The 20983-nt window shown below is 55.7% G+C and carries 20 protein-coding genes; 13 read left to right on the top strand and 7 right to left on the bottom strand.

Going from position 1 to position 20983, the window contains the following annotated elements; genetic code table 11:
- The first annotated feature begins 6 nt into the window (after positions 1-6).
- The gene (locus WLO31_RS02925; protein WP_435929024.1) at positions 7-1332 is read left to right on the top strand and encodes an MFS transporter; all 1326 of its coding nucleotides are present in this window, start codon (positions 7-9) and stop codon (positions 1330-1332) included.
- A 47-nt stretch (positions 1333-1379) separates the two neighbouring features.
- On the opposite strand, the gene satP is transcribed toward WLO31_RS02925, so the two are convergent.
- Positions 1380-1946, bottom strand: a complete 567-nt coding sequence (gene satP, locus WLO31_RS02930) for an acetate uptake transporter (protein WP_435929025.1) — start codon at positions 1944-1946, stop codon at positions 1380-1382.
- Positions 1947-2243: 297 nt separating this feature from the next.
- On the opposite strand from satP, the gene dnaK reads away from it, so the two are divergent.
- From dnaK to nhaR, 4 genes are all read left to right on the top strand, one after another.
- Complete coding sequence (gene dnaK, locus WLO31_RS02935; RefSeq protein ID WP_435929026.1) at positions 2244-4160, top strand: molecular chaperone DnaK; 1917 nt, start codon at positions 2244-2246, stop codon at positions 4158-4160.
- A gap of 85 nt (positions 4161-4245) precedes the next feature.
- Entirely contained in the window at positions 4246-5379 is a 1134-nt protein-coding gene (gene dnaJ / locus WLO31_RS02940; protein WP_435929027.1) for a molecular chaperone DnaJ, read from the top strand.
- A 207-nt stretch (positions 5380-5586) separates the two neighbouring features.
- Positions 5587-6750, top strand: coding sequence for a Na+/H+ antiporter NhaA (nhaA, locus tag WLO31_RS02945; protein ID WP_435929028.1), 1164 nt, complete (start codon positions 5587-5589; stop codon positions 6748-6750).
- A 66-nt stretch (positions 6751-6816) separates the two neighbouring features.
- Positions 6817-7704 (top strand): transcriptional activator NhaR, encoded by an 888-nt coding sequence (gene nhaR / locus WLO31_RS02950; RefSeq protein WP_435929029.1) that lies wholly within the window; start codon positions 6817-6819, stop codon positions 7702-7704.
- Between the two features lie 68 nt (positions 7705-7772).
- On the opposite strand, the gene rpsT is transcribed toward nhaR, so the two are convergent.
- Positions 7773-8036: a 30S ribosomal protein S20 gene (gene rpsT / locus WLO31_RS02955; protein WP_039897887.1), complete on the bottom strand. Its 264-nt coding sequence runs from the start codon at positions 8034-8036 to the stop codon at positions 7773-7775.
- 327 nt (positions 8037-8363) lie between these two features.
- Between rpsT and ribF the strand changes: the two genes are divergently transcribed.
- From ribF to WLO31_RS02995, 8 genes are all read left to right on the top strand, one after another.
- On the top strand, positions 8364-9296 hold the full coding sequence (gene ribF / locus WLO31_RS02960; RefSeq protein ID WP_435929030.1) for a bifunctional riboflavin kinase/FAD synthetase: 933 nt from the start codon (positions 8364-8366) through the stop codon (positions 9294-9296).
- Between the two features lie 41 nt (positions 9297-9337).
- Entirely contained in the window at positions 9338-12154 is a 2817-nt protein-coding gene (gene ileS, locus WLO31_RS02965; protein ID WP_435929031.1) for an isoleucine--tRNA ligase, read from the top strand.
- A complete protein-coding gene (lspA, locus tag WLO31_RS02970; RefSeq protein WP_435929032.1) occupies positions 12154-12660 on the top strand; it encodes a signal peptidase II in 507 nt (168 codons plus the stop codon). Before ileS ends, lspA begins: the two co-directional genes overlap by 1 nt.
- Before the next feature lie 3 nt (positions 12661-12663).
- Positions 12664-13134, top strand: a complete 471-nt coding sequence (gene fkpB, locus WLO31_RS02975; protein ID WP_435929033.1) for an FKBP-type peptidyl-prolyl cis-trans isomerase — start codon at positions 12664-12666, stop codon at positions 13132-13134.
- Positions 13115-14065: a 4-hydroxy-3-methylbut-2-enyl diphosphate reductase gene (ispH, locus tag WLO31_RS02980; protein ID WP_435929034.1), complete on the top strand. Its 951-nt coding sequence runs from the start codon at positions 13115-13117 to the stop codon at positions 14063-14065. Before fkpB ends, ispH begins: the two co-directional genes overlap by 20 nt.
- 72 nt (positions 14066-14137) lie before the next feature.
- Complete coding sequence (gene rihC / locus WLO31_RS02985) at positions 14138-15055, top strand: ribonucleoside hydrolase RihC (RefSeq protein WP_435929035.1); 918 nt, start codon at positions 14138-14140, stop codon at positions 15053-15055.
- 103 nt (positions 15056-15158) lie between these two features.
- Positions 15159-15722 carry a glucose-6-phosphate isomerase family protein gene (locus tag WLO31_RS02990; protein ID WP_435929036.1) on the top strand — a complete coding sequence of 188 codons (564 nt, stop codon included), beginning with the start codon at positions 15159-15161 and terminating at the stop codon, positions 15720-15722.
- On the top strand, positions 15715-16497 hold the full coding sequence (locus tag WLO31_RS02995) for a glucose-6-phosphate isomerase family protein (RefSeq protein WP_435929037.1): 783 nt from the start codon (positions 15715-15717) through the stop codon (positions 16495-16497). Before WLO31_RS02990 ends, WLO31_RS02995 begins: the two co-directional genes overlap by 8 nt.
- An 81-nt stretch (positions 16498-16578) precedes the next feature.
- Here WLO31_RS02995 and WLO31_RS03000 read toward each other — a convergent pair whose 3' ends face one another.
- From WLO31_RS03000 to WLO31_RS03020, 5 genes are read right to left on the bottom strand one after another with little or no spacing between them, the layout of a single operon-like run.
- Complete coding sequence (locus WLO31_RS03000) at positions 16579-17394, bottom strand: PTS system mannose/fructose/sorbose family transporter subunit IID (RefSeq protein WP_435929038.1); 816 nt, start codon at positions 17392-17394, stop codon at positions 16579-16581.
- Positions 17394-18188 carry a PTS mannose/fructose/sorbose/N-acetylgalactosamine transporter subunit IIC gene (locus tag WLO31_RS03005; protein WP_435929039.1) on the bottom strand — a complete coding sequence of 265 codons (795 nt, stop codon included), beginning with the start codon at positions 18186-18188 and terminating at the stop codon, positions 17394-17396. Before WLO31_RS03005 ends, WLO31_RS03000 begins: the two co-directional genes overlap by 1 nt.
- Before the next feature lie 11 nt (positions 18189-18199).
- Positions 18200-18694, bottom strand: coding sequence for a PTS system mannose/fructose/N-acetylgalactosamine-transporter subunit IIB (locus tag WLO31_RS03010; protein ID WP_435929040.1), 495 nt, complete (start codon positions 18692-18694; stop codon positions 18200-18202).
- A 9-nt stretch (positions 18695-18703) separates the two neighbouring features.
- The gene (locus WLO31_RS03015; protein WP_435929041.1) at positions 18704-19132 is read right to left on the bottom strand and encodes a PTS sugar transporter subunit IIA; all 429 of its coding nucleotides are present in this window, start codon (positions 19130-19132) and stop codon (positions 18704-18706) included.
- 3 nt (positions 19133-19135) lie between these two features.
- Positions 19136-20884 carry a class I mannose-6-phosphate isomerase gene (locus tag WLO31_RS03020; RefSeq protein ID WP_435929042.1) on the bottom strand — a complete coding sequence of 583 codons (1749 nt, stop codon included), beginning with the start codon at positions 20882-20884 and terminating at the stop codon, positions 19136-19138.
- Positions 20885-20983 lie beyond the last annotated feature (99 nt).

Here is a 20983-nt window from a genome sequence, read left to right on the forward strand (position 1 = left end):
TTCCTTATGTCTATACAAAAAGCAACGACCTCACCAGCAAGACCTCTGAACCGTCAGGATTATAAAACCCTGACTCTCGCCGCCCTCGGCGGCGCGCTCGAATTCTACGACTTCATCATCTTTGTTTTTTTCGCCACGGTCGTAGGCGACCTCTTTTTCCCTGCGGATATTCCTGAATGGCTGCGCCAGGTGCAAACCTTCGGCATTTTTGCCGCCGGCTATCTGGCCCGTCCGCTGGGCGGTATCGTGATGGCTCACTTTGGCGATCTGGTCGGGCGTAAGAAAATGTTCACCCTGAGCATTCTGCTGATGGCCCTGCCGACGCTGGCGATTGGCCTGCTGCCGACCTACGCCACGCTTGGCCTCGCGGCTCCTCTGTTACTGCTTCTGATGCGCGTCCTTCAGGGGGCTGCGATCGGTGGCGAAGTGCCTGGCGCATGGGTATTTGTTGCCGAGCACGTGCCTTATAAACGCATCGGTATCGCCTGTGGAACGCTCACGGCGGGGCTAACGGTCGGTATTTTGCTGGGCTCCGTTGTCGCCACGCTTATCAATACCTCAATGACGCAGCAAGCCATTCACGATGGCGGCTGGCGTATTCCTTTCTTCCTCGGCGGCATCTTTGGGCTGGTGGCGATGTATCTGCGTCGCTGGCTGCAGGAAACGCCGATCTTTATTGAAATGCAAAAACGCAAAGCGCTGGCCGAAGAGCTGCCGCTCAAATCCGTCGTGGTTAACCATAAGAAAGCGGTGGCGATCTCAATGCTCCTCACCTGGCTGCTTTCAGCGGGCATCGTGGTGGTTATTTTGATGGCGCCGACCTGGCTGCAAAAGCAGGTCGGCATTGCGCCTGCGCTGACGCTTCAGGCAAACAGTATCGCCACCGTTATGCTGTGTATCGGCTGTATTGCCGCAGGCCTGGTTATCGACCGTATCGGCGCGAGCAAAACCTTTATTATCGGCAGCCTGCTGCTGGCCGTCTGCAGCTGGATGTTCTATCACCTTACCCCGATCTATCCTGAGCACCTGTTTGTGCTGTATGGCCTGGTGGGGCTGAGCGTTGGCGTTGTCGGCGCGGTGCCCTTTGTAATGGTGCGGGCGTTCCCGGCGGAAGTGCGGTTTACCGGCATCTCTTTCTCTTATAACGTCTCCTACGCTATTTTCGGCGGCCTCACGCCGATCTTCGTCACTATGCTGATGGGCGTTTCCCCGATGGCGCCGGCCTGGTACGTGCTGGCGCTGGCGCTGGTTGGACTGGCGCTTGGGATCTGGCTGCGTCAGGATTTGAATCATGAAGATGTGGTGGTAGAAAGACCGCTGCAACATTTATAAAAAAAGCGGAGCCCGGCTCCGCTTGAGTTTGCTGACAAAGAAGGCAATTAGCGCTTTTCACCAATTGGCAGCACTGTGCGGCCAAACTGCTCGTTAAGCACTTCGCCCATCGCCAGATAAATGGCGCTTGCGCCGCAAACCAGCCCGATCCAGCCTGCAAAATGGATAATGCTTTCGTTGTTTGCGAAGTGGCCGATAGCCAGCAGGGCAAACAGCACGGTCAGGCTGGCGAATACGAACTGCAGCATCCGCGCAGCCTGCAGGGTGCCGAAGAACATAAACAGCGTGAATATGCCCCACATGCCAAGGTATGCGCCCATGAAATTCGCATCGGCGGCTTCACCCGCGCCCATTTTCGGCAGCAGGATGATAGCGACCAGCGTCAGCCAGAAAGCGCCATATGAAGTGAACGCGGTCAGGCCGAAAGTGTTCCCTTTTTTATACTCCAGCAGGCCCGCGAAAATCTGCGCGATGCCGCCGTAGAAAATCCCCATGGCGAGGATAATAACGTCAAAACCAAAAAATCCTGCGTTGTGCAGGTTGAGCAAAATGGTGGTCATGCCGAAGCCCATTAAGCCCAGGGGAGCTGGATTAGCCAACTTAGTGTTGCCCATAGTTCCTCTGAAAATTCATCTGAAATGTAATATGAGTAAAGGCCGCGCGGCCTTTAAAGGGCTGCGGGGCGCGGCATCATAATCAGATGGCAGGCCGGAAACTATGATCTAAACAGGTGTGAGGATGAAAATTTTTTTTGCTTTGCCCCTTGATGGCGGACAAGCCGACCCCATCTTGTATCCAACCGCAGTTGGCGGACCTGAAAAAAAGATGTTTGGGCAGTTGAAACACACTTGTTTGCCCGCATAACAGGTTCACAACCACATGACGAACAAATTTTAAGTGGAGACGTTTAGATGGGTAAAATTATTGGTATCGACTTGGGTACAACCAACTCTTGTGTAGCAATCATGGATGGCACCACGGCACGCGTGCTGGAAAACGCCGAGGGCGATCGCACCACGCCTTCCATCATCGCATATACCCAGGATGGCGAAACTCTGGTAGGTCAGCCGGCTAAACGTCAGGCAGTGACTAACCCGCAGAACACGCTGTTCGCGATTAAGCGCCTGATCGGCCGTCGCTTCCAGGACGAAGAAGTACAGCGTGATGAAGCCATCATGCCGTACAAAATCATCGGCGCTGATAACGGCGACGCATGGATTGACGTAAAAGGTCAGAAAATGGCGCCTCCGCAGATCTCTGCTGAAGTGCTGAAAAAAATGAAGAAAACGGCTGAAGATTACTTGGGCGAACCGGTAACTGAAGCGGTTATCACCGTTCCTGCCTACTTCAACGACGCACAGCGTCAGGCAACGAAAGACGCCGGTCGTATCGCAGGTCTGGAAGTAAAACGTATCATCAACGAACCAACCGCGGCGGCTCTGGCCTACGGTCTGGATAAAGAAGTCGGCAACCGTACTATCGCGGTTTACGACCTGGGCGGCGGTACTTTCGATATCTCCATTATCGAAATCGATGAGGTTGACGGCGAGAAAACCTTCGAAGTGCTGGCAACCAACGGTGATACCCACCTGGGTGGCGAAGACTTCGACAGCCGTCTGATCAACTATCTGGTAGAAGAGTTCAAGAAAGATCAGGGCATCGATCTGCGTAACGATCCGCTGGCGATGCAGCGTCTGAAAGAAGCTGCTGAAAAAGCGAAAATCGAACTCTCTTCTGCGCAGCAGACCGACGTGAACCTGCCGTATATCACCGCAGACGCCACCGGTCCGAAACACATGAACATCAAAGTGACTCGCGCGAAACTGGAATCCCTGGTCGAAGACCTGGTAAACCGTTCTATCGAGCCGCTGAAAGTTGCGCTGCAGGATGCTGGCCTGTCCGTCTCCGACATCCAGGACGTTATCCTGGTCGGCGGTCAGACTCGTATGCCGATGGTGCAGAAAAAAGTCGCCGAGTTCTTTGGTAAAGAGCCGCGTAAAGACGTTAACCCGGACGAAGCCGTTGCAATTGGTGCTGCCGTTCAGGGTGGTGTATTAACGGGTGAAGTGAAGGACGTGCTGCTGCTGGACGTTACCCCGCTGTCGCTGGGTATCGAAACCATGGGCGGCGTGATGACCGCGCTTATCAACAAAAACACCACTATCCCGACCAAGCACAGCCAGGTGTTCTCTACCGCTGAAGACAACCAGTCTGCGGTAACCATCCATGTGATTCAGGGTGAACGTAAGCGTGCTTCTGATAACAAATCTCTGGGTCAGTTCAACCTGGATGGTATCAGCCCGGCGCCGCGCGGCATGCCGCAGATCGAAGTGACTTTCGATATCGATGCCGATGGTATCCTGCACGTTTCCGCGAAGGACAAAAACAGCGGTAAAGAGCAGAAAATCACCATCAAGGCCTCTTCTGGTCTGAATGAAGAAGAGATCCAGAAAATGGTACGCGATGCGGAAGCTAACGCCGAGTCTGACCGTAAGTTTGAAGAGCTGGTTCAGACCCGCAACCAGGGCGACCATCTGCTGCACAGCACCCGTAAGCAGGTTGAAGAAGCGGGCGATAAACTGCCGGCCGATGACAAAACTGCTATTGAGTCTGCGCTGACCGCGCTGGAAACTTCGCTGAAAGGCGAAGACAAGGCGGATATCGAAGCGAAAATGCAGGCGCTGGCGCAGGTTTCCCAGAAGCTGATGGAGCTGGCTCAGCAGCAGCACGCTGAACAGCAGGCGGGCAGCGCGGCGGACGCGACTAACGCCGGCAAAGACGACGACGTTGTTGACGCCGAGTTCGAAGAAGTTAAAGACAAAAAATAATCGCCCTTTGAGCGGTTGAAACACTGGCACGGGCGTAGGAGTTTTCTCCACGCCCGTGCACGCATGTTAGGGGCAGAACAAAGAGATGGCGAAGAGAGACTATTACGAGGTTTTAGGCGTCCCGAAGTCCGCGGACGAGCGTGAAATCAAAAAAGCTTACAAACGCCTGGCGATGAAATTCCACCCGGACCGTAACCAGGGTGATAAAGAGGCTGAAGGTAAGTTTAAAGAGATCAAAGAAGCTTACGAAATCCTGACCGATGAGCAAAAACGTGCGGCATACGATCAGTATGGTCACGCGGCGTTTGAGCAGGGCGGCATGGGCGGCGGTGGCTTTGGCGGCGGTGGCGGTGCCGATTTCAGCGATATCTTTGGCGACGTATTCGGCGACATCTTTGGCGGTGGACGCCGTCAGCGTGCCGCTCGCGGCGCCGATTTGCGCTACAACATGGATTTAACGCTGGAAGAAGCCGTTCGCGGCGTGACCAAAGAGATCCGCATTCCGACGCTTGAAGAGTGCGACGTTTGCCACGGCAGCGGTGCGAAAGCCGGCTCTAAACCGCAGACCTGTCCAACCTGTCACGGCCAGGGCCAGGTGCAGATGCGCCAGGGCTTCTTTACCGTGCAGCAGAGCTGTCCGCACTGTCAGGGCCGCGGCACCATTATTAAAGATCCGTGCAACACCTGTCATGGCCACGGCCGTGTAGAAAAAACCAAAACCCTGTCGGTGAAAATTCCGGCTGGCGTGGATACCGGCGATCGCATTCGTCTGGCAGGCGAAGGTGAAGCAGGCGAACACGGCGCGCCGGCAGGCGATCTGTATGTTCAGGTGCAGGTTAAGCAGCACCCAATCTTCGAGCGCGAAGGCAACAACCTTTACTGCGAAGTGCCGATCAACTTTGCTATGGCGGCGCTGGGCGGCGAGATTGAAGTGCCGACGCTCGATGGCCGCGTAAATCTGAAGGTGCCGGGCGAAACGCAAACTGGCAAGCTGTTCAGAATGCGTGGCAAAGGCGTGAAATCAGTACGTGGCGGTGCGCAGGGCGATCTGCTGTGCCGCGTCGTAGTAGAGACGCCGGTCAGCCTGAATGATAAACAGAAGCAGCTTTTACGCGATCTGGAAGAGAGCTTTGGTGGACCAAGCGGCGAAAAAAACAGCCCGCGCTCCAAAACTTTTTTCGACGGCGTGAAAAGATTCTTTGATGATTTAACCAAGTAAATCATCGGCTTGCTTTATAAAAATAAAAACCTGAATCGGCTAGTCCCGGTTCAGGTTTTTTATTTCCGCCAGGTCGATAAGTCTGCATCCCTTTTAATTCGTTTTTACCGAGCTATTCCTGTTATATAAACTACTTTTATCGAAGTGTTATGACTGTTATTTTGACGGCCTGGTATCGGCTTAACTGCTTGCATACAGGATGAAAGAATGACGAAAACTCTACAACGCTTTTTCCATGGCGATGCCGCAGGCGGCATCCTGCTGATCGTTGCCGCCGCTATGGCAATGATTATGGCTAACCTCGATTTCACCAGCGGTTTTTATCAGGCGTTTTTAGCAACGCCTGTGGAAGTACGCATTGGTTCTCTGGACATCAGTAAAAACCTGCTGCTGTGGGTGAACGACGCTTTAATGGCCATCTTCTTTTTAATGATTGGTCTGGAAGTAAAACGTGAAATGGTTGAAGGATCCCTGGCAAGCCGCCGTCAGGCCGCTTTCCCGATGATCGCAGCGCTTGGAGGCATGGTCGTTCCCGCCGCTGTCTATTTGATCTTCAACTATCAGGATCCCGTTACCCGCGAGGGCTGGGCCATTCCGGCCGCGACGGATATCGCCTTCGCGCTGGGTATCCTTGCGCTGCTGGGTAACCGCGTGCCTGCCGCTTTAAAGGTGTTTCTGATGGCGCTGGCCATCATCGATGATCTTGGCGCCATCATTATTATCGCCCTGTTCTATACCAGCGATCTCTCTTTGCTTTCGCTGGCCGTGGCCGCAGGCGCTATCGCAGTACTTGCTTTGCTGAATATCTGTAACGTTCGCCGCACCGGCCTCTATATTCTGGTGGGCATAGTGCTGTGGACTGCCGTGCTGAAGTCTGGCGTACACGCGACGCTTGCCGGGGTGATCGTTGGTTTCTTCATCCCGCTGAAAGAGAAGAACGCTCGTTCCCCTGCGCGTGAGCTGGAGCATGTCCTGCATCCCTGGGTCGCCTTCTTAATACTGCCGCTGTTCGCCTTTGCCAACGCTGGCGTTTCCTTAGGCGGCGTGACGGCTGAAGGATTAGCCTCATTGCTGCCGATGGGCATTATCGCAGGCCTGTTTATCGGCAAGCCGTTGGGTATCAGCCTGTTCTGCTGGGCTGCTTTAAAGCTCAGGCTGGCGAGCCTGCCGGAGGGAACAACGGGTAAAGACATTATGGCCGTGGGCGTGCTGTGCGGGATCGGCTTTACGATGTCGATCTTTATCGCTTCACTCGCCTTTGGCAGCGTTGATCCGGAGCTTATCACCTGGGCGAAACTCGGCATTCTTCTGGGATCGCTGCTTTCCGCCGTGGTGGGGTACAGCATGTTAAGAAGCCGTTTTTCATCGTGATGTTCATCGGCTGACGACGGGCCGCCGCCGTCAGCCGATAGACAATTTCTCAGGGAGTGGAAGCGCGTGTCGCATATCAATTACAACCATCTCTATTATTTCTGGCACGTCTGTAAAGAGGGCTCCGTGGCCGGTGCGGCGGAAGCCCTTTATCTGACGCCGCAAACGATCACCGGCCAGATAAAAGCGCTGGAAGAGCGGCTGGACGGGAAGCTGTTTAAGCGCAAAGGCCGCGGGCTGGAGCCTTCCGAACTGGGGCAGCTGGTATTCCGTTACGCGGACCGTATGTTTACCCTAAGCCAGGAAATGCTCGATATCGTTAACTACCGCAAAGAGTCCAGCCTGCTGTTCGATGTCGGCATTGCCGACGCGCTTTCCAAACGGCTGGTAAGCGGCGTGCTGGATGCGGCGGTGGTGGAGGATGAGCAAATTCACCTGCGCTGTTTTGAATCCACCCACGAAATGCTGCTTGAGCAGCTCAGCCAGCACAAGCTGGACATGATTATTTCCGACTGCCCGATTGATTCAACGCAGCAGGAGGGGCTGTTCTCGGTCAAAATCGGCGAGTGCGGCACCAGTTTCTGGTGCCAGAATCCGCTGCCGGATTTACCTTTCCCGGCCTGTCTTGAAACGAGACGTTTACTGATACCCGGCCGGCGTTCAATGCTCGGACGTAAAATCCTTAACTGGATAAACGGGCAGGGCCTGAAGGTGGAAATACTCGGTGAGTTTGACGATGCCGCGCTAATGAAGGCATTTGGCGCCGCGCATAACGCCATTTTTATTGCGCCCACGCTTTACGGCCAGGATATTTACAACGACGACAGCATCGTTGAGATCGGGCGTATTGAAAACGTGATGGAGGAATACCACGCCATTTTTGCAGAACGCATGATTCAGCACCCGGCGGTGCAGCGCGTCTGTAAAAGAGATTACTCGGCGCTTTTTAAGTAAGCTGCAAATTTCAGGCATAAAAAAACCGGCGTGAGCCGGTTTTTTTCAAGCTGACAACAGAAAGGCGATTAAGCCAGTTTGTTGATTTGCGCAGTAAGGTTAGCCTTATGACGCGCAGCTTTGTTTTTGTGGATCAGACCTTTGCTAGCCTGACGATCCACGATTGGTTGCATTTCGTTAAATGCTTTCTGTGCAGCAGCTTTGTCGCCAGTTTCAATCGCTGCGTATACTTTCTTGATGAAAGTACGCATCATAGAGCGACGGCTTGCGTTGTGCTTACGAGCCTTTTCAGACTGTACGGCACGTTTCTTAGCTGATTTGATATTAGCCAAGGTCCAACTCCCAAATATGATCTATGTGGACAATTCAAAGGCCGAGGAATATGCCCGGTTAGCCTTCTTTTGTCAATGGATTTGTGCAAATAAGCGCCGTTAAACTTACGGCACCTCTTACGTTGTGATGGCGCGGATTCTACCAGCTTCATGGCTATGAATACAGCCTTTCGCTAACAAAATTCGTTCAATGGCGCGCTTGCCCGCTGAAACTCTCCTTCAGCGCAATGAAATCCTTAAAGCTTTATGCCAAAGGGGGCAATCGTTGGTTAACGTTCATCGCGGTAGTTGATATAATCCGCCGATTTCCACTGTTTTGAGCCAGCCATGAAGCTGATACGCGGCATACATAATTTGCGCCAGAGTCACCACGGGTGTGTCCTCACCATTGGTAACTTTGATGGCGTGCATCGAGGCCACAAGTCTCTGCTACAAGGGCTCTGTGCCCAGGGGCGTGCGCGCAATCTACCGGTGATGGTCATGATCTTCGAGCCACAGCCGCTTGAGCTTTTTGCCGCCGGTAAATCTCCCGCACGCCTGACAAGGCTGCGCGAAAAGCTGCGTTACCTGGCCGAGTGCGGCGTGGACTACGTGCTTTGCGTCCGGTTCGACCGCCGCTTTGCCGCCCTGACCGCACAAAATTTTGTCAGCGATCTGCTGGTCGAGCGCCTTGGGGTAAAGTTTCTCGCCGTGGGTGACGATTTCCGCTTTGGCGCTGGTCGCCAGGGCGATTTCTTGTTATTACAGAAGGCTGGCCAGGAGTACGGATTTGACGTCACCAGCACGCAAACTTTTTGCGAAGGTGGCGTGCGCATCAGCAGCACGGCGGTTCGCCAGGCGCTGGCTGATGACAACCTTGAGCTGGCCCAGAGCCTGCTTGGGCATCCGTTTATCATCTCGGGACGCGTCGTTCACGGTGATGAGCTGGGCCGCACTATCGGCTTCCCGACGGCGAATATACCGCTGCGTCGTCAGGTTTCCCCGGTTAAAGGGGTCTTTGCGGTAGAAGTTGCGGGCCTCGGCGATAAGCTGCTGCCAGGCGTTGCCAATATCGGCACCCGCCCGACGGTTGCGGGGATGCGCCAGCAGCTGGAAGTCCATTTGCTGGACGTTGCAATGGACCTGTATGGGCACCATATAGATGTGGTGCTGCGTAAAAAGATACGCAATGAACAGCGGTTTGCCTCGCTTGATGAGCTTAAGGCGCAAATCGCAAAAGACGTGGTAACAGCCCGCGAGTTTTTCGGGTCAAACGCCTGAGCAGACTTTCCTCAACACCGAAATACGGAACCGAGAATCTAATGAGTGACTTTAAATCTACCCTGAACCTGCCGGAAACAGGGTTCCCGATGCGCGGCGATCTCGCCAAACGCGAACCGGGCATGCTGGCGCGCTGGAATGGTGACGATCTGTACGGCATCATCCGTAATGCAAAAAAAGGCAAAAAATCCTTCATTCTGCATGATGGCCCTCCCTACGCGAACGGCAGCATTCATATTGGTCACTCGGTTAACAAGATTCTGAAAGACATTATCGTGAAGTCCAAAGGGCTTTCCGGTTTTGATTCTCCCTATGTGCCGGGCTGGGACTGCCACGGCCTGCCAATCGAGCTGAAAGTAGAACAGCTTATCGGCAAGCCGGGCGAGAAAGTCTCTGCGGCGGAATTCCGTGCGGAATGCCGTAAATATGCGGCAGAACAGGTTGATGGCCAGCGCGCGGACTTCATCCGTTTAGGCGTGCTGGGCGACTGGTCACGTCCGTATCTGACCATGGATTTCAACACCGAAGCGAACATCATTCGCGCGCTCGGTAAAATCATCGGCAACGGCCATCTGCATAAAGGGGCGAAACCGGTGCACTGGTGCGTCGACTGCCGTTCAGCGCTGGCTGAAGCGGAGGTTGAGTACTACGACAAAACTTCCCCATCCATCTTCGTTAACTTCCAGGCCGTTGATGCCGATGCGGTGAAAGCCAAATTTGGCGCAGCGCAGGCTAGCGGCCCGGTTTCAATGGTTATCTGGACTACCACGCCGTGGACGCTGCCGGCTAACCGTGCCGTTTCCCTGAATGCGGAATTCGAATACGTGCTGGCGCAGGTTGATGGCCAGGCGCTGATCGTGGCGAAAGATCTGCTCGAAAGCGTAATGAAAAGCGCAGGCATCGGCGAATGGCAGATTCTTGGCACGGCGAAAGGCGCGGATCTGGATCTGATGCGCTTTAAGCATCCGTTCCTGGACTTCGACGTGCCGACAATTTTGGGCGAACACGTTACGCTGGATGCGGGTACGGGCGCCGTACACACCGCGCCAGGCCACGGCCCGGACGACTACGTTATCGGCCAGAAATACGGTCTGGAAGTGGCTAACCCGGTTGGCGCGGACGGCTGCTATCTGCCCGGCACCTACGAGGGTCTGGACGGCGTTCAGGTCTTCAAAGCCAACGATCTGATCGTCAATATCCTGCGTGATAAAGGCGCACTGCTGCACGTTGAAAAGCTGCTGCACAGCTATCCGCACTGCTGGCGTCACAAAACGCCGATCATCTTCCGCGCTACCCCGCAGTGGTTCATCAGCATGGATCAGAAAGGCCTGCGCGCGCAGTCTTTAAAAGAGATCAAAGACGTGCAGTGGATCCCTGACTGGGGCCAGGCGCGCATCGAATCCATGGTGGCGAACCGTCCGGACTGGTGTATTTCGCGTCAGCGCACCTGGGGCGTGCCAATGTCCCTGTTCGTACACAAAGAGACCGAAGAGCTGCACCCGCGCACGCTGGAGCTGATGGAAGAAGTCGCTAAGCGCGTAGAACAGGACGGCATCCAGGCGTGGTGGGATCTCGACCCGCGCGACATCATGGGTGACGACGCCGACAATTACACCAAGGTGCCGGACACTCTGGACGTATGGTTCGACTCCGGTTCAACGCACTCATCCGTTGTGGATGTGCGTCCGGAATTCAACGGCCATGCGGCAGATATGTACCTTGAAGGTTCGGATCAGCATCGCGGCTGGTTCATGTCTTCCCTGATGATTTCTACGGCGATGAAAGGCAAAGCGCCTTACCGCCAGGTACTGACCCACGGCTTTACCGTCGACGGTCAGGGCCGCAAAATGTCCAAATCCATCGGTAACACCGTTTCTCCGCAGGATGTGATGAACAAGCTGGGCGCGGATATTCTGCGTCTGTGGGTGGCCTCTACCGATTACACCGGCGAAATGGCGGTTTCTGACGAAATCCTCAAGCGCGCCGCTGACTCTTATCGCCGTATCCGTAACACCGCGCGCTTCCTGCTGGCGAACCTGAACGGGTTTAACCCGGAAACCGACATGGTGAAACCGGAAGATATGGTTACGCTCGATCGCTGGGCCGTTGGCTGCGCGCAGGAAGCGCAGGCGGATATCCTGGCCTCTTATGAGAATTACGACTTCCACGAAGTGGTTCAGCGCCTGATGCGCTTCTGCTCTATTGAAATGGGCTCGTTCTATCTCGACATCATCAAGGACCGCCAGTACACCGCGAAAGCGGACAGCGTGGCGCGCCGTAGCTGCCAGACCGCGCTGTTCCACATCGCAGAAGCGCTGGTTCGCTGGATGGCGCCGATCATGTCCTTCACCGCGGATGAAATCTGGGGTTATCTGCCGGGCAAACGCGAGCAGTACGTCTTTACCGGCGAGTGGTACGAAGGCCTGTTTGGCCTTGCGGATAGCGAAGCGATGAACAATGACTTCTGGGACACGCTGCTGACGGTGCGTGGCGAAGTCAACAAAGTTATTGAGCAGGCGCGTGCTGATAAGCGCGTTGGCGGTTCTCTGGAAGCGGCGGTAACGCTGTACGCGGATAGCGAACTGGCCGCGAAGCTGAACAGCCTCGGCGAAGAATTACGATTCGTCCTGTTGACCTCCGAAGCCGAAGTTGCGGATTATGCGCAGGCGGGCGATGACGCTCAACAAAGTGAAATCGTGAAGGGTCTGAAAATCGCCCTGCGCAAAGCCGACGGTGAAAAATGCCCGCGTTGCTGGCATTACACTAAAGACGTCGGTCAGGTGGCGGAACACGCAGAAATCTGCGGCCGCTGTGTCAGCAACGTAGCCGGCGACGGCGAAAAGCGTAAATTTGCCTGATGAGTAAACCGATTCTTTCTACCGGCCTGCGCTGGCTGTGGCTGGTGGTCGTAGTGCTGATCGTCGACCTGGGCAGCAAGTACCTTATTCTCCAGCATTTTATGCTGGGGGATACCGTATCGCTGTTCCCGTCGCTGAATCTGCACTACGCCCGTAACTACGGCGCGGCATTTAGCTTCCTTGCCGATAAAGGCGGCTGGCAGCGCTGGTTCTTCGCAGGTATCGCTATCGGTATCAGCGTGGTGCTGGCGGCGCTGATGTATCGCGCCAGAGCGAGCCAGAAGCTCAATAATATCGCCTATGCTTTAATTATCGGCGGCGCGCTGGGCAACCTGTTCGACAGGCTGTGGCACGGTTTTGTGGTCGATATGATCGATTTCTATATCGGCGACTGGCACTTTGCCACCTTCAATCTGGCCGATACGGCAATCTGTATCGGCGCGGCGCTGATTGTGCTGGAGGGCTTCTTTGTCTCCTCCAGCAAGCCCGCAAAGCAAAAAGGGTAACAAATGGCTGAATCTGTACAGGCCAACAGCCGGGTGTTGGTCCATTTCACCCTGAAACTTGAAGACGGCTCCACCGCTGAGTCCACCCGTAACAACGGTAAGCCGGCGCTCTTCACGCTTGGCGATGAAACCCTGTCGCCGGGCATGGAAGACCAGCTTGTCGGTCTGAAAGCCGGAGATAAAAAAGCCTTTTCTCTGGCGCCGGAATCCGCCTTTGGCATACCCAGCCCGGACATGATCCAGTATTTCTCGCGTCGCGAATTTGTCGACGCGGGCGAGCCGGAGCCGGGGGCGATTATGCTTTTTACCGCACTGGATGGCAGCGAGATGCCGGGCGTCGTGCGTGAGGTGAACGGGGATTCCATCACCGTTGACTTTAACCACCCGCTCGCCGGGCAAACCATCCATTTCGATATCGAAGTACTGGAAGTTAACCCGGTACTGGAGGCGTTGAATGCAGATCCTGTTGGCTAACCCACGCGGCTTTTGTGCCGGGGTCGACCGCGCTATCAGCATTGTGGAAAACGCGCTGGCCCTGTACGGCGCGCCGATTTATGTTCGTCACGAAGTGGTGCATAACCGCTATGTGGTAGATAGCCTGCGCGAACGCGGCGCGATTTTCATCGAGCAAATCAGCGAGGTGCCGGATGGCGCTATCCTGATTTTCTCAGCGCACGGGGTTTCCCAGGCGGTACGCAATGAAGCAAAATGCCGTGATTTAACGGTCTTTGACGCAACCTGTCCTCTGGTGACCAAAGTGCATATGGAAGTAGCGCGCGCCAGCCGCCGTGGTGAAGAATCCATTCTGATTGGTCACGCGGGCCATCCGGAAGTGGAGGGCACCATGGGCCAGTACAGCAATCCGAAAGGGGGCATGTACCTGGTTGAATCGCCGGAAGACGTCAGCAAGCTGGATGTGAAAGACGAGACCAGGCTTTCGTTTATGACGCAGACCACGCTTTCCGTGGATGATACTTCCGATGTGATCGACGCGCTGCGTAACCGCTTCCCGAAAATTATCGGTCCACGTAAAGATGATATTTGCTACGCCACCACCAACCGCCAGGAAGCGGTGCGTGCGCTGGCGGATGAAGCGGATGTGGTGCTGGTGGTTGGCTCGAAAAACTCGTCCAACTCCAATCGTCTGGCCGAGCTTGCGCAGCGTATGGGTAAAGCGGCCTATCTGATTGATGACGCCACGGATATTCAGGAAGAGTGGGTAACGGCCGCAAAATGTGTCGGCGTAACCGCTGGCGCATCCGCGCCTGATATCCTGGTGCAGAACGTGCTTGCCCGCCTGCGTGAACTGGGCGGCAGCGAAACCCGCGAGCTGACGGGGCGCGAAGAAAATATCGTTTTTGAAGTGCCGCGTGAATTGCGTATGGATGTTCGTGAAGTAGAGTAGCGCAGGCCGCTTACGAAAATGAGAAGATGCCAGCCGGATCAAACCGTCTGGCATTTTTTATGGAGAAAAAGCATGAGCAGAATCCCGGTCATTCTGGATACCGATCCCGGTATTGACGACGCGGTGGCGATTGCCGCCGCGCTCTTTGCGCCGCAGATTGATTTAAAACTTATCACCACCGTTGCCGGCAATGTTTCGGTAGAAAAAACCACGCGTAACGCGCTGCAGCTCATGCATTTCTGGCAGCAAGATATCCCCATCGCACAAGGGGCCGCCACGCCGCTGGTGCGGAAGCTGCGCGATGCCGCTTATGTGCATGGCGAATCCGGCATGGAAGGCTACGCTTTCGTTGAGCATTCGCGTAAGCCGCTCGGGGTGCCCGCTTTCGAGGCGATTTACCGGTGCCTTAATAACAGCGCCGAACCCGTTACGCTGGTCACCATCGGCCCGCTGACCAATATCGCGCTGTTATTGACGCAATATCCGCACAGCAGGCAAAAAATCAAACGGCTGGTGATGATGGGCGGCTCAGCCGGACGCGGCAACTTCACCCCAAACGCCGAATTTAATATCGCCATCGACCCGGAAGCCGCCGCGCGCGTGTTTGACAGCGGGCTGGATATCGTCATGTGCGGTCTGGACGTGACTAACCAGGCGGTGCTTAGCCCTGACTATCTGCAACAGCTTCCGCAACTCAATCAGACCGCAAAAATGCTCCATGCGCTGTTTAGTCACTATCGTAGCGGCAGCATGGCGACCGGTTTGCGCATGCATGACCTGTGCGCGATTGCCTGGCTAATAAAACCGGAGCTGTTCCGCATGCAATCCTGTTTTGTGGCGGTGGAAACTCATGGTGAATATACGGCGGGCACAACGGTTGTGGATATAGAAGGGCGTTTTGGGCGCCCGGCAAACGCCCAGGTTGCGCTGGATTTAGACGTGCCGGGATTCCGCGCCTGGGTAGCCGACGTGCTGGCGCTGGCGCCGTAATTTTTAAACGCGACAGAGATCGCTTTATTCCGCTTCGATCGTTGGGTTAATCGTTTAACCTACTATACTGATGGGGCAGTTCTCCTTGGGCCGGAGAATATCAATGAGCGTTTTTTGCAACATGCCACCGAGCGTGGCGTTTCTTACTGGCCGGCTAACGGCTGAAAACGTAGTTAAAAAAGTAACGCGCTGCGGCGATCTACAGGGCGTGTTTCACGATCCCGATGCGTGGCAGGCAATCTCGCCTGAAACCCCAGTCTATGAAGTCGAAATGCTGAGCTCTCCGCAAGGAGAAGGAGAGCTGTACGTCGGCGTTACGCATTTACGGCCGGGGCGCGTGGGCGACGAGTTCTATATGACCCGCGGGCATTTCCATCAGCGCCGGGAGCAGGGGGAAGTCTATTTTGGCTTACAGGGCGCGGGCCTGCTGTTGCTGCAGGATGAGCAGGGCAAAGCTCGCCTGCAGCAGGTGTCGCCGGGTTCAATCCATATTATTCCAGGCTTTACCGCCCATCGTCTGATAAACACAGGCCACGAAATTCTCTCCGCGCTGGCCGTCTGGCCGAGCGCTGCCGGGCACGATTATGCATCGCTGGCGCAGGGTTTTGCCTTGAGGGTTCTTGAGCGCGACGGCAGGGTTCAGGTTAAAGAGGTGCAAAATGGCTGAGCAACGCTTCAATTTTGGCCTCGATATGAAGATTCACCACTCGCCAATGGGTTTCAGCTACGGCGAAGAGGCGATCGGCCCGCTGCCGGAGATTCGTAAGCTCGACCAGATCCGCGCCTCGCTGCGGGATCCCCAATGTCAGGGTCCGGAAGATGTTTATGCCATCGCTATGGATGTCTCCCGACTTCAGGATCGCGAAGAGCTCAAAAAGCGCATGCTGCTGTTTGGCGTGGTGACGTACGCAAGCGGACGGCTGGGCGATGAGCCCATTCGTAGCCAGGGCCATATCCATCGTATCAGCGAGCACAGCGGCTGGTCGCCGCCGGAGCTTTACGAAATCTGGCAGGGGAAAGCGATTATCTATATGCAGGAATATGTCGCCGAGGATCCGGGGCGATGCTTTGCCGTCTGCGCGGGGCCCGGAGAGAAAGTGCTGGTGCCGCCGGGCTGGGCGCATGCCACTATTTCCGCGTCCCCGGACGAACCGCTGACCTTTGGCGCCTGGTGCGACCGTGAATACGGCTTTGAATACGATGCGGTGCGGGCATACAAAGGACTGGCCTGGTATCCGCTATTGCAGGATGAACACGTTGCCTGGCAGCATAACCGGCAGTATATGCCGGGGCGATTACAGGTAATTTCACCGCGTAGCTACTCTGAATTTGGTATAAACGACGAGCCGCTGTACCAGCAGTTTATTGAAGATCCGGCGCGCTTTCAGTTTATTTCAAAGCCGGGAATTGCCGCGCAGAAATGGGTGAATTTTCATCCTTAATGATAAGGTGGATGGCGCAAGCGCCATCCACCCTACAAAAACCCAGGTCGGGCAAGGCGCGAGCCGCCGCCCGACCCGCCTTTAAGCAAACAGCCCAACCGCCACGCCAGCCGCCGCCAGCACCAGCAACAGCAGCATCGCTTTCACCGGCGAGACGCCGCGTTTCGCCATCAGATACCAGGTGCCAATCACCACCAGCAGCGGCAGAAGCTGCGGGAATATGCCATCCAGCATCTGCTGCAGATGAATATTTACGCCGTCTTTGGTGACGAACTCCAGCCCGGTGCCAAGCTTCACGTAGCTTGCCGCCACGCCGCCCATAACGAAGACGCCAAGCAACGATAGCGCTTCGCGCAGGCGCGTTGATTTACTGCTGACCAGCATCTCAACGGAGGTCGATCCCATGCGGTAGCCCTTCAGGAAAAGGAACCACGAGCCGGGAATGATAATCGCAAGCCAGGCAACGCAGTAGAACAGCGGCCCGAGGATATTGCCGCCCGCCGCCAGCGCCATGCCGATACTCAGCAAAATAGGGATCAGCATGCCGGGGATCATGGAGTCGCCGATACCGGCAACCGGCCCCATCAGCCCCACTTTCAGGGTGTTGATGGTTTCGCCGTCTATCGGTTCGCCGTTCGCGCGCTTCTCCTCAAGCCCCAGCACCATGCCGTTCACAATCGCGCCCAGCTGCGGCTCGGTATTGTAGAAGGACGCGTGGCGCTTGAGCATATCTTTACGCTCCTGCTCGTCGGGATAGAGTTTTTTCGCCACCGGCAGCATGCTCAGGCAGAAGCCAAAGGATTCAAGGCGCTCAAAGCTCATGGAGGAGAGGTTGTACATCATCCAGCTACGCCAGCAGCGCCTGAGATCCCGGCGGGTGAGTTTACGTTCTTCCATCAGAATTCATCCTCGTCATCAGCCGGTTTGACCGCGCCTGCCGCCTGCGGCTCCGGCTTGTAGTTGTAATGGATAAGCGCCAGCAGCGCCCCGACAATCACCAGCGCCACCATGTTGAGCTTCAGGAACACGATGCAGATAAAGCCCACCAGGAAGTAAATCAGCATGCTGTAGTTTTTGATTATCTGCTTAAGCAGAATGGCGATACCTACCGCAGGCAAAATGCCGCCGAGCACGTTCATCGTCGACAGCACGATATGCGGCAGGCTGTCCATAAAGGCGCTGATGTACTGCGCGCCGAAATAGACGGCGATAAACGTCGGGATAAAGCGCATCAGGAAGTTGGTGACCTGCGGCCAGATAGCGCTGTTGAGGTAAACGCCGCGCTCGTCGCCATTTTCCAGCGCGACGTCCGCCCGGTGGTTCCACCACGAGTTAAGAACCAGCATGGCGTTGAATAACACGGTGCCCGCAATGCCGATGGTTGCCGCCAGGGCGACGGCAACCTCCGGCCCTTTGTCAGATAAAATGCCCAGCGCGATGGCCGGAAAAGCGACAAAGTTAAGATCGGCGGGCATGGAGCCGCCGGGAGTGACCATCGCGATGTAGACCGCCTGCACGGCCACGCCGATGATAATCCCGGTTTGCACATCGCCGAGAATAAACCCGACTAACATTCCTGAAACCAGCGGGCGGGTAATTAAATACCAGCCTCCGGTAAGCCCCAGCAGCCATGGGCTGCTAAGCGCACCGAGGTAACAAAGAATGCCGATTAACGCAGCTTCAAAAGCCATAATGCCTTCCCCTATTTAATTTTAAGGCGCGCGTCCTGCCAGCCATAGCTGCTGGCGTCCGGCACCAGGCGAAACTCAACCTGATGACCGCGTTGCGACAGAAAATCAAACGCTGCCGCTTCTTCCGGGCTTACTGACTGATTAGGCCCAATGGTGGTGGTGCCGGCGCGGGCGCTCATCGGCCCGACGTTAATTTTGCCATTGGCGTTTTGCAGGCTGACGCCCGCCTCTTCGATGCGTTTGAGCGTGACGGGCGATTTGCCTATCACGAAGTAACGCTTTTCGCTGGCAATGATTTTCGGCAGCTTTTCGATCGCCGTGGCGGTATCAAACAGCCAGACTTTGATATCCTGCACCGCGCCCTTCATGACCGAAGAGAGCAGCGGGTCGGCGGCAACCGCGTCATCAATGGCGACGATGCCGTCGCAGGGCAGCTCTTTCGCCCAGCGGGTGACAAGCTGGCCGTGGATCACCCGGTCGTCAATGCGTACAAAGGAAATGCTCATCGTTCCCCCTTAAAAATCATCGGATTGTGTCGTTTCAACCAGGCGCGCCTGCACCACCGCCTCTTTAGCCTGTTCAAGCAGTTCCGCAGCGGCTTGCCTGACGTCCTGGTACTCTTTGATATCGTCGCTTAACAGCAGCATCGGAAAATTGACGCCGCCAAGCACCGCCACCGGCGGCGTGGTCTCAGGATCGAAGGCGTGGTGGCAGGCTACGTTCCAGGGCGTACCGCTTTGCAGATCGCACAGCACCAGCACGCCGTCGGCCTTTTTGCTGGCCTGATGAAGCACCGCTGCGAACTCATCGCGGAAACTGTTAATCCCTTTGGTTTCGCTTAGCATGACCGGAAAGACGTGCGGCAGTTCGCCATACACCATACGGGCGCTGGCGAGCATGCCTTCCGCCAGCGGGCCGTGCGTAGCAAGAATGACGTTGATCATGGTTTATCCCCTTACCCAGGCTTTCATAGTGGCGAGCTGCTGTCCGACGCTTGCGCCATGAGGTGAAATACGGTATTCGCCCACCGCCGCCGGAACGATAAAGGTTTCGGCGTAATGTACGACAAAAGGTTCGAAGGCGTTATCCGGGCTTTCCACCAGCGCTTCGCTGCCTTCCACGAGGTTAAGCACGTTTACGCCGCCTTGCGTGTGGTGAAGGACAGGTTTGCTGAACCAGTGGCGGCGGGTTTCGATAAACTCGCGTTCGTGCAGACCGGTACGTTCTTCGCGCCAGCCGTCTCCTTCGGCTATCGGCTCAAAATGGTTAACCAGATGCTCCGTTACCCATTGAGTATCACGCTGCCAGTCGATAACTTCCGCGCCATGTTCCAGGTGTACCGGACGCGGCAGCCCATCCAGACCCAGGCGTCCCCAGTCCCAGAGTTTGAAAGTGAAAATGTACGGCGTAGCGCTGATTTCCAGCACCATCGCGCCGGCGCCGGAACAGTGCACCGTGCCTGCCGGGATCAGGAAATGATCGTGCTTGCGGGCCGGGAAGCGGTTAACGAATTTTTCATCGTCAAAGGCTTTTTCTCCGCGCTGGGCGCTCGCCAGATCGTCGAGCATTTCCTGCGGATTAATACCGGTTCTGGTGCCCAGATAAACTTCCGCGCCCGGCTCGGCCTCCAGCAGGTAATAGCTTTCGTCCTGGGTGTAGTGCATGCCAAAGTGCTGCTGGATGTATTCGGTAAGAGGATGAACCTGGAAGCTGAGATTCTGCCCGCCGATGGTATCGAGAAAATCAAAGCGGATCGGGAATTCCGCGCCAAAGCGCGCATGGACTTTTTCGCCCAGCAGCGGGCGAGGGTAGAGCAATACCAGATCCTGAGAGGGGATCTCGATCCGCACGTCACCAAAACGCAGTAACAGGCTGTTCTCCTCGGGCACACAGTCAAAACACCATGCGTAGTTTGGCTTTGAGGGATCGAGATCAAACTTGTCTTTCATCCATTGCCCGCCCCAGACGCCCGGGTCGAAGAACGGCACCACGCGGAAAGGCTGCCGCGTGGTTTTTTGCAGGGCATGGCGCAACGCTTCCCCGCTGACCATTGCCGGAGCATTCGCAGCATTGGTATCAAGCAGGAAATCGGCGCGTTTAAGCAGCGGCGTTTTATGGCGATCGAACACGCGCCACTCAATGAAAAAAGCGCGTTTATAGCGACGCAGAATATCTTCGCTTTCGTTGTTCGCGCCCCAGTTGCCCAGCTCGCCCGTGCGGAAGCGCTGCTGAATTTCCCAGCGCGCCAGATCGGCGTAAATGAGGATATCGCCCTCATGAACAAGCGCCGCGCCCGGGCCGTAAACCACCACCAGACCTTCCGTGACGTTATCGACCTCGCGCCGTGCCTGTGCAAGCTTGTCGGGGCAGAAAAATTCATTGAGCTGATGGCAGGAAAGGACGCCGAACACACGGTCGTCCGTAAGATTTTGCGCCAGTAAATCATGCAGATGCCGTTCGCTAAGACGAGCGGTTTCGGCGTTGATAAGCAGCGCGGGGCTTAGCTGCTTTATCAGGTGTTCGCGCAGTTCTTCATGGCGCACGCCGGGATAACAATCTATCACCAGCACGGTTTTACCGTGGCCGGGCAAACGCCGTCGCACGGCTTGCTCTATATCTTTCCAGCCTTGCCACGCCTGGCTCTGGAATCCCGCTATGCGTACTTCGGGATATTTGTCGTATGACGCATGTTTCATAGTTGGCTCCCTGAAATTGATAGCTCAAGATTAATCGATTAACCCATTATGAACAGCCTGGTAAACGCGATTAACCCGCCAGTTTTCGCAAAAGATGCG

The organism is Dryocola sharpae, from assembly GCF_051307055.1.
In the GTDB taxonomy this organism is placed as follows: Bacteria; Pseudomonadota; Gammaproteobacteria; order Enterobacterales; family Enterobacteriaceae; genus Dryocola.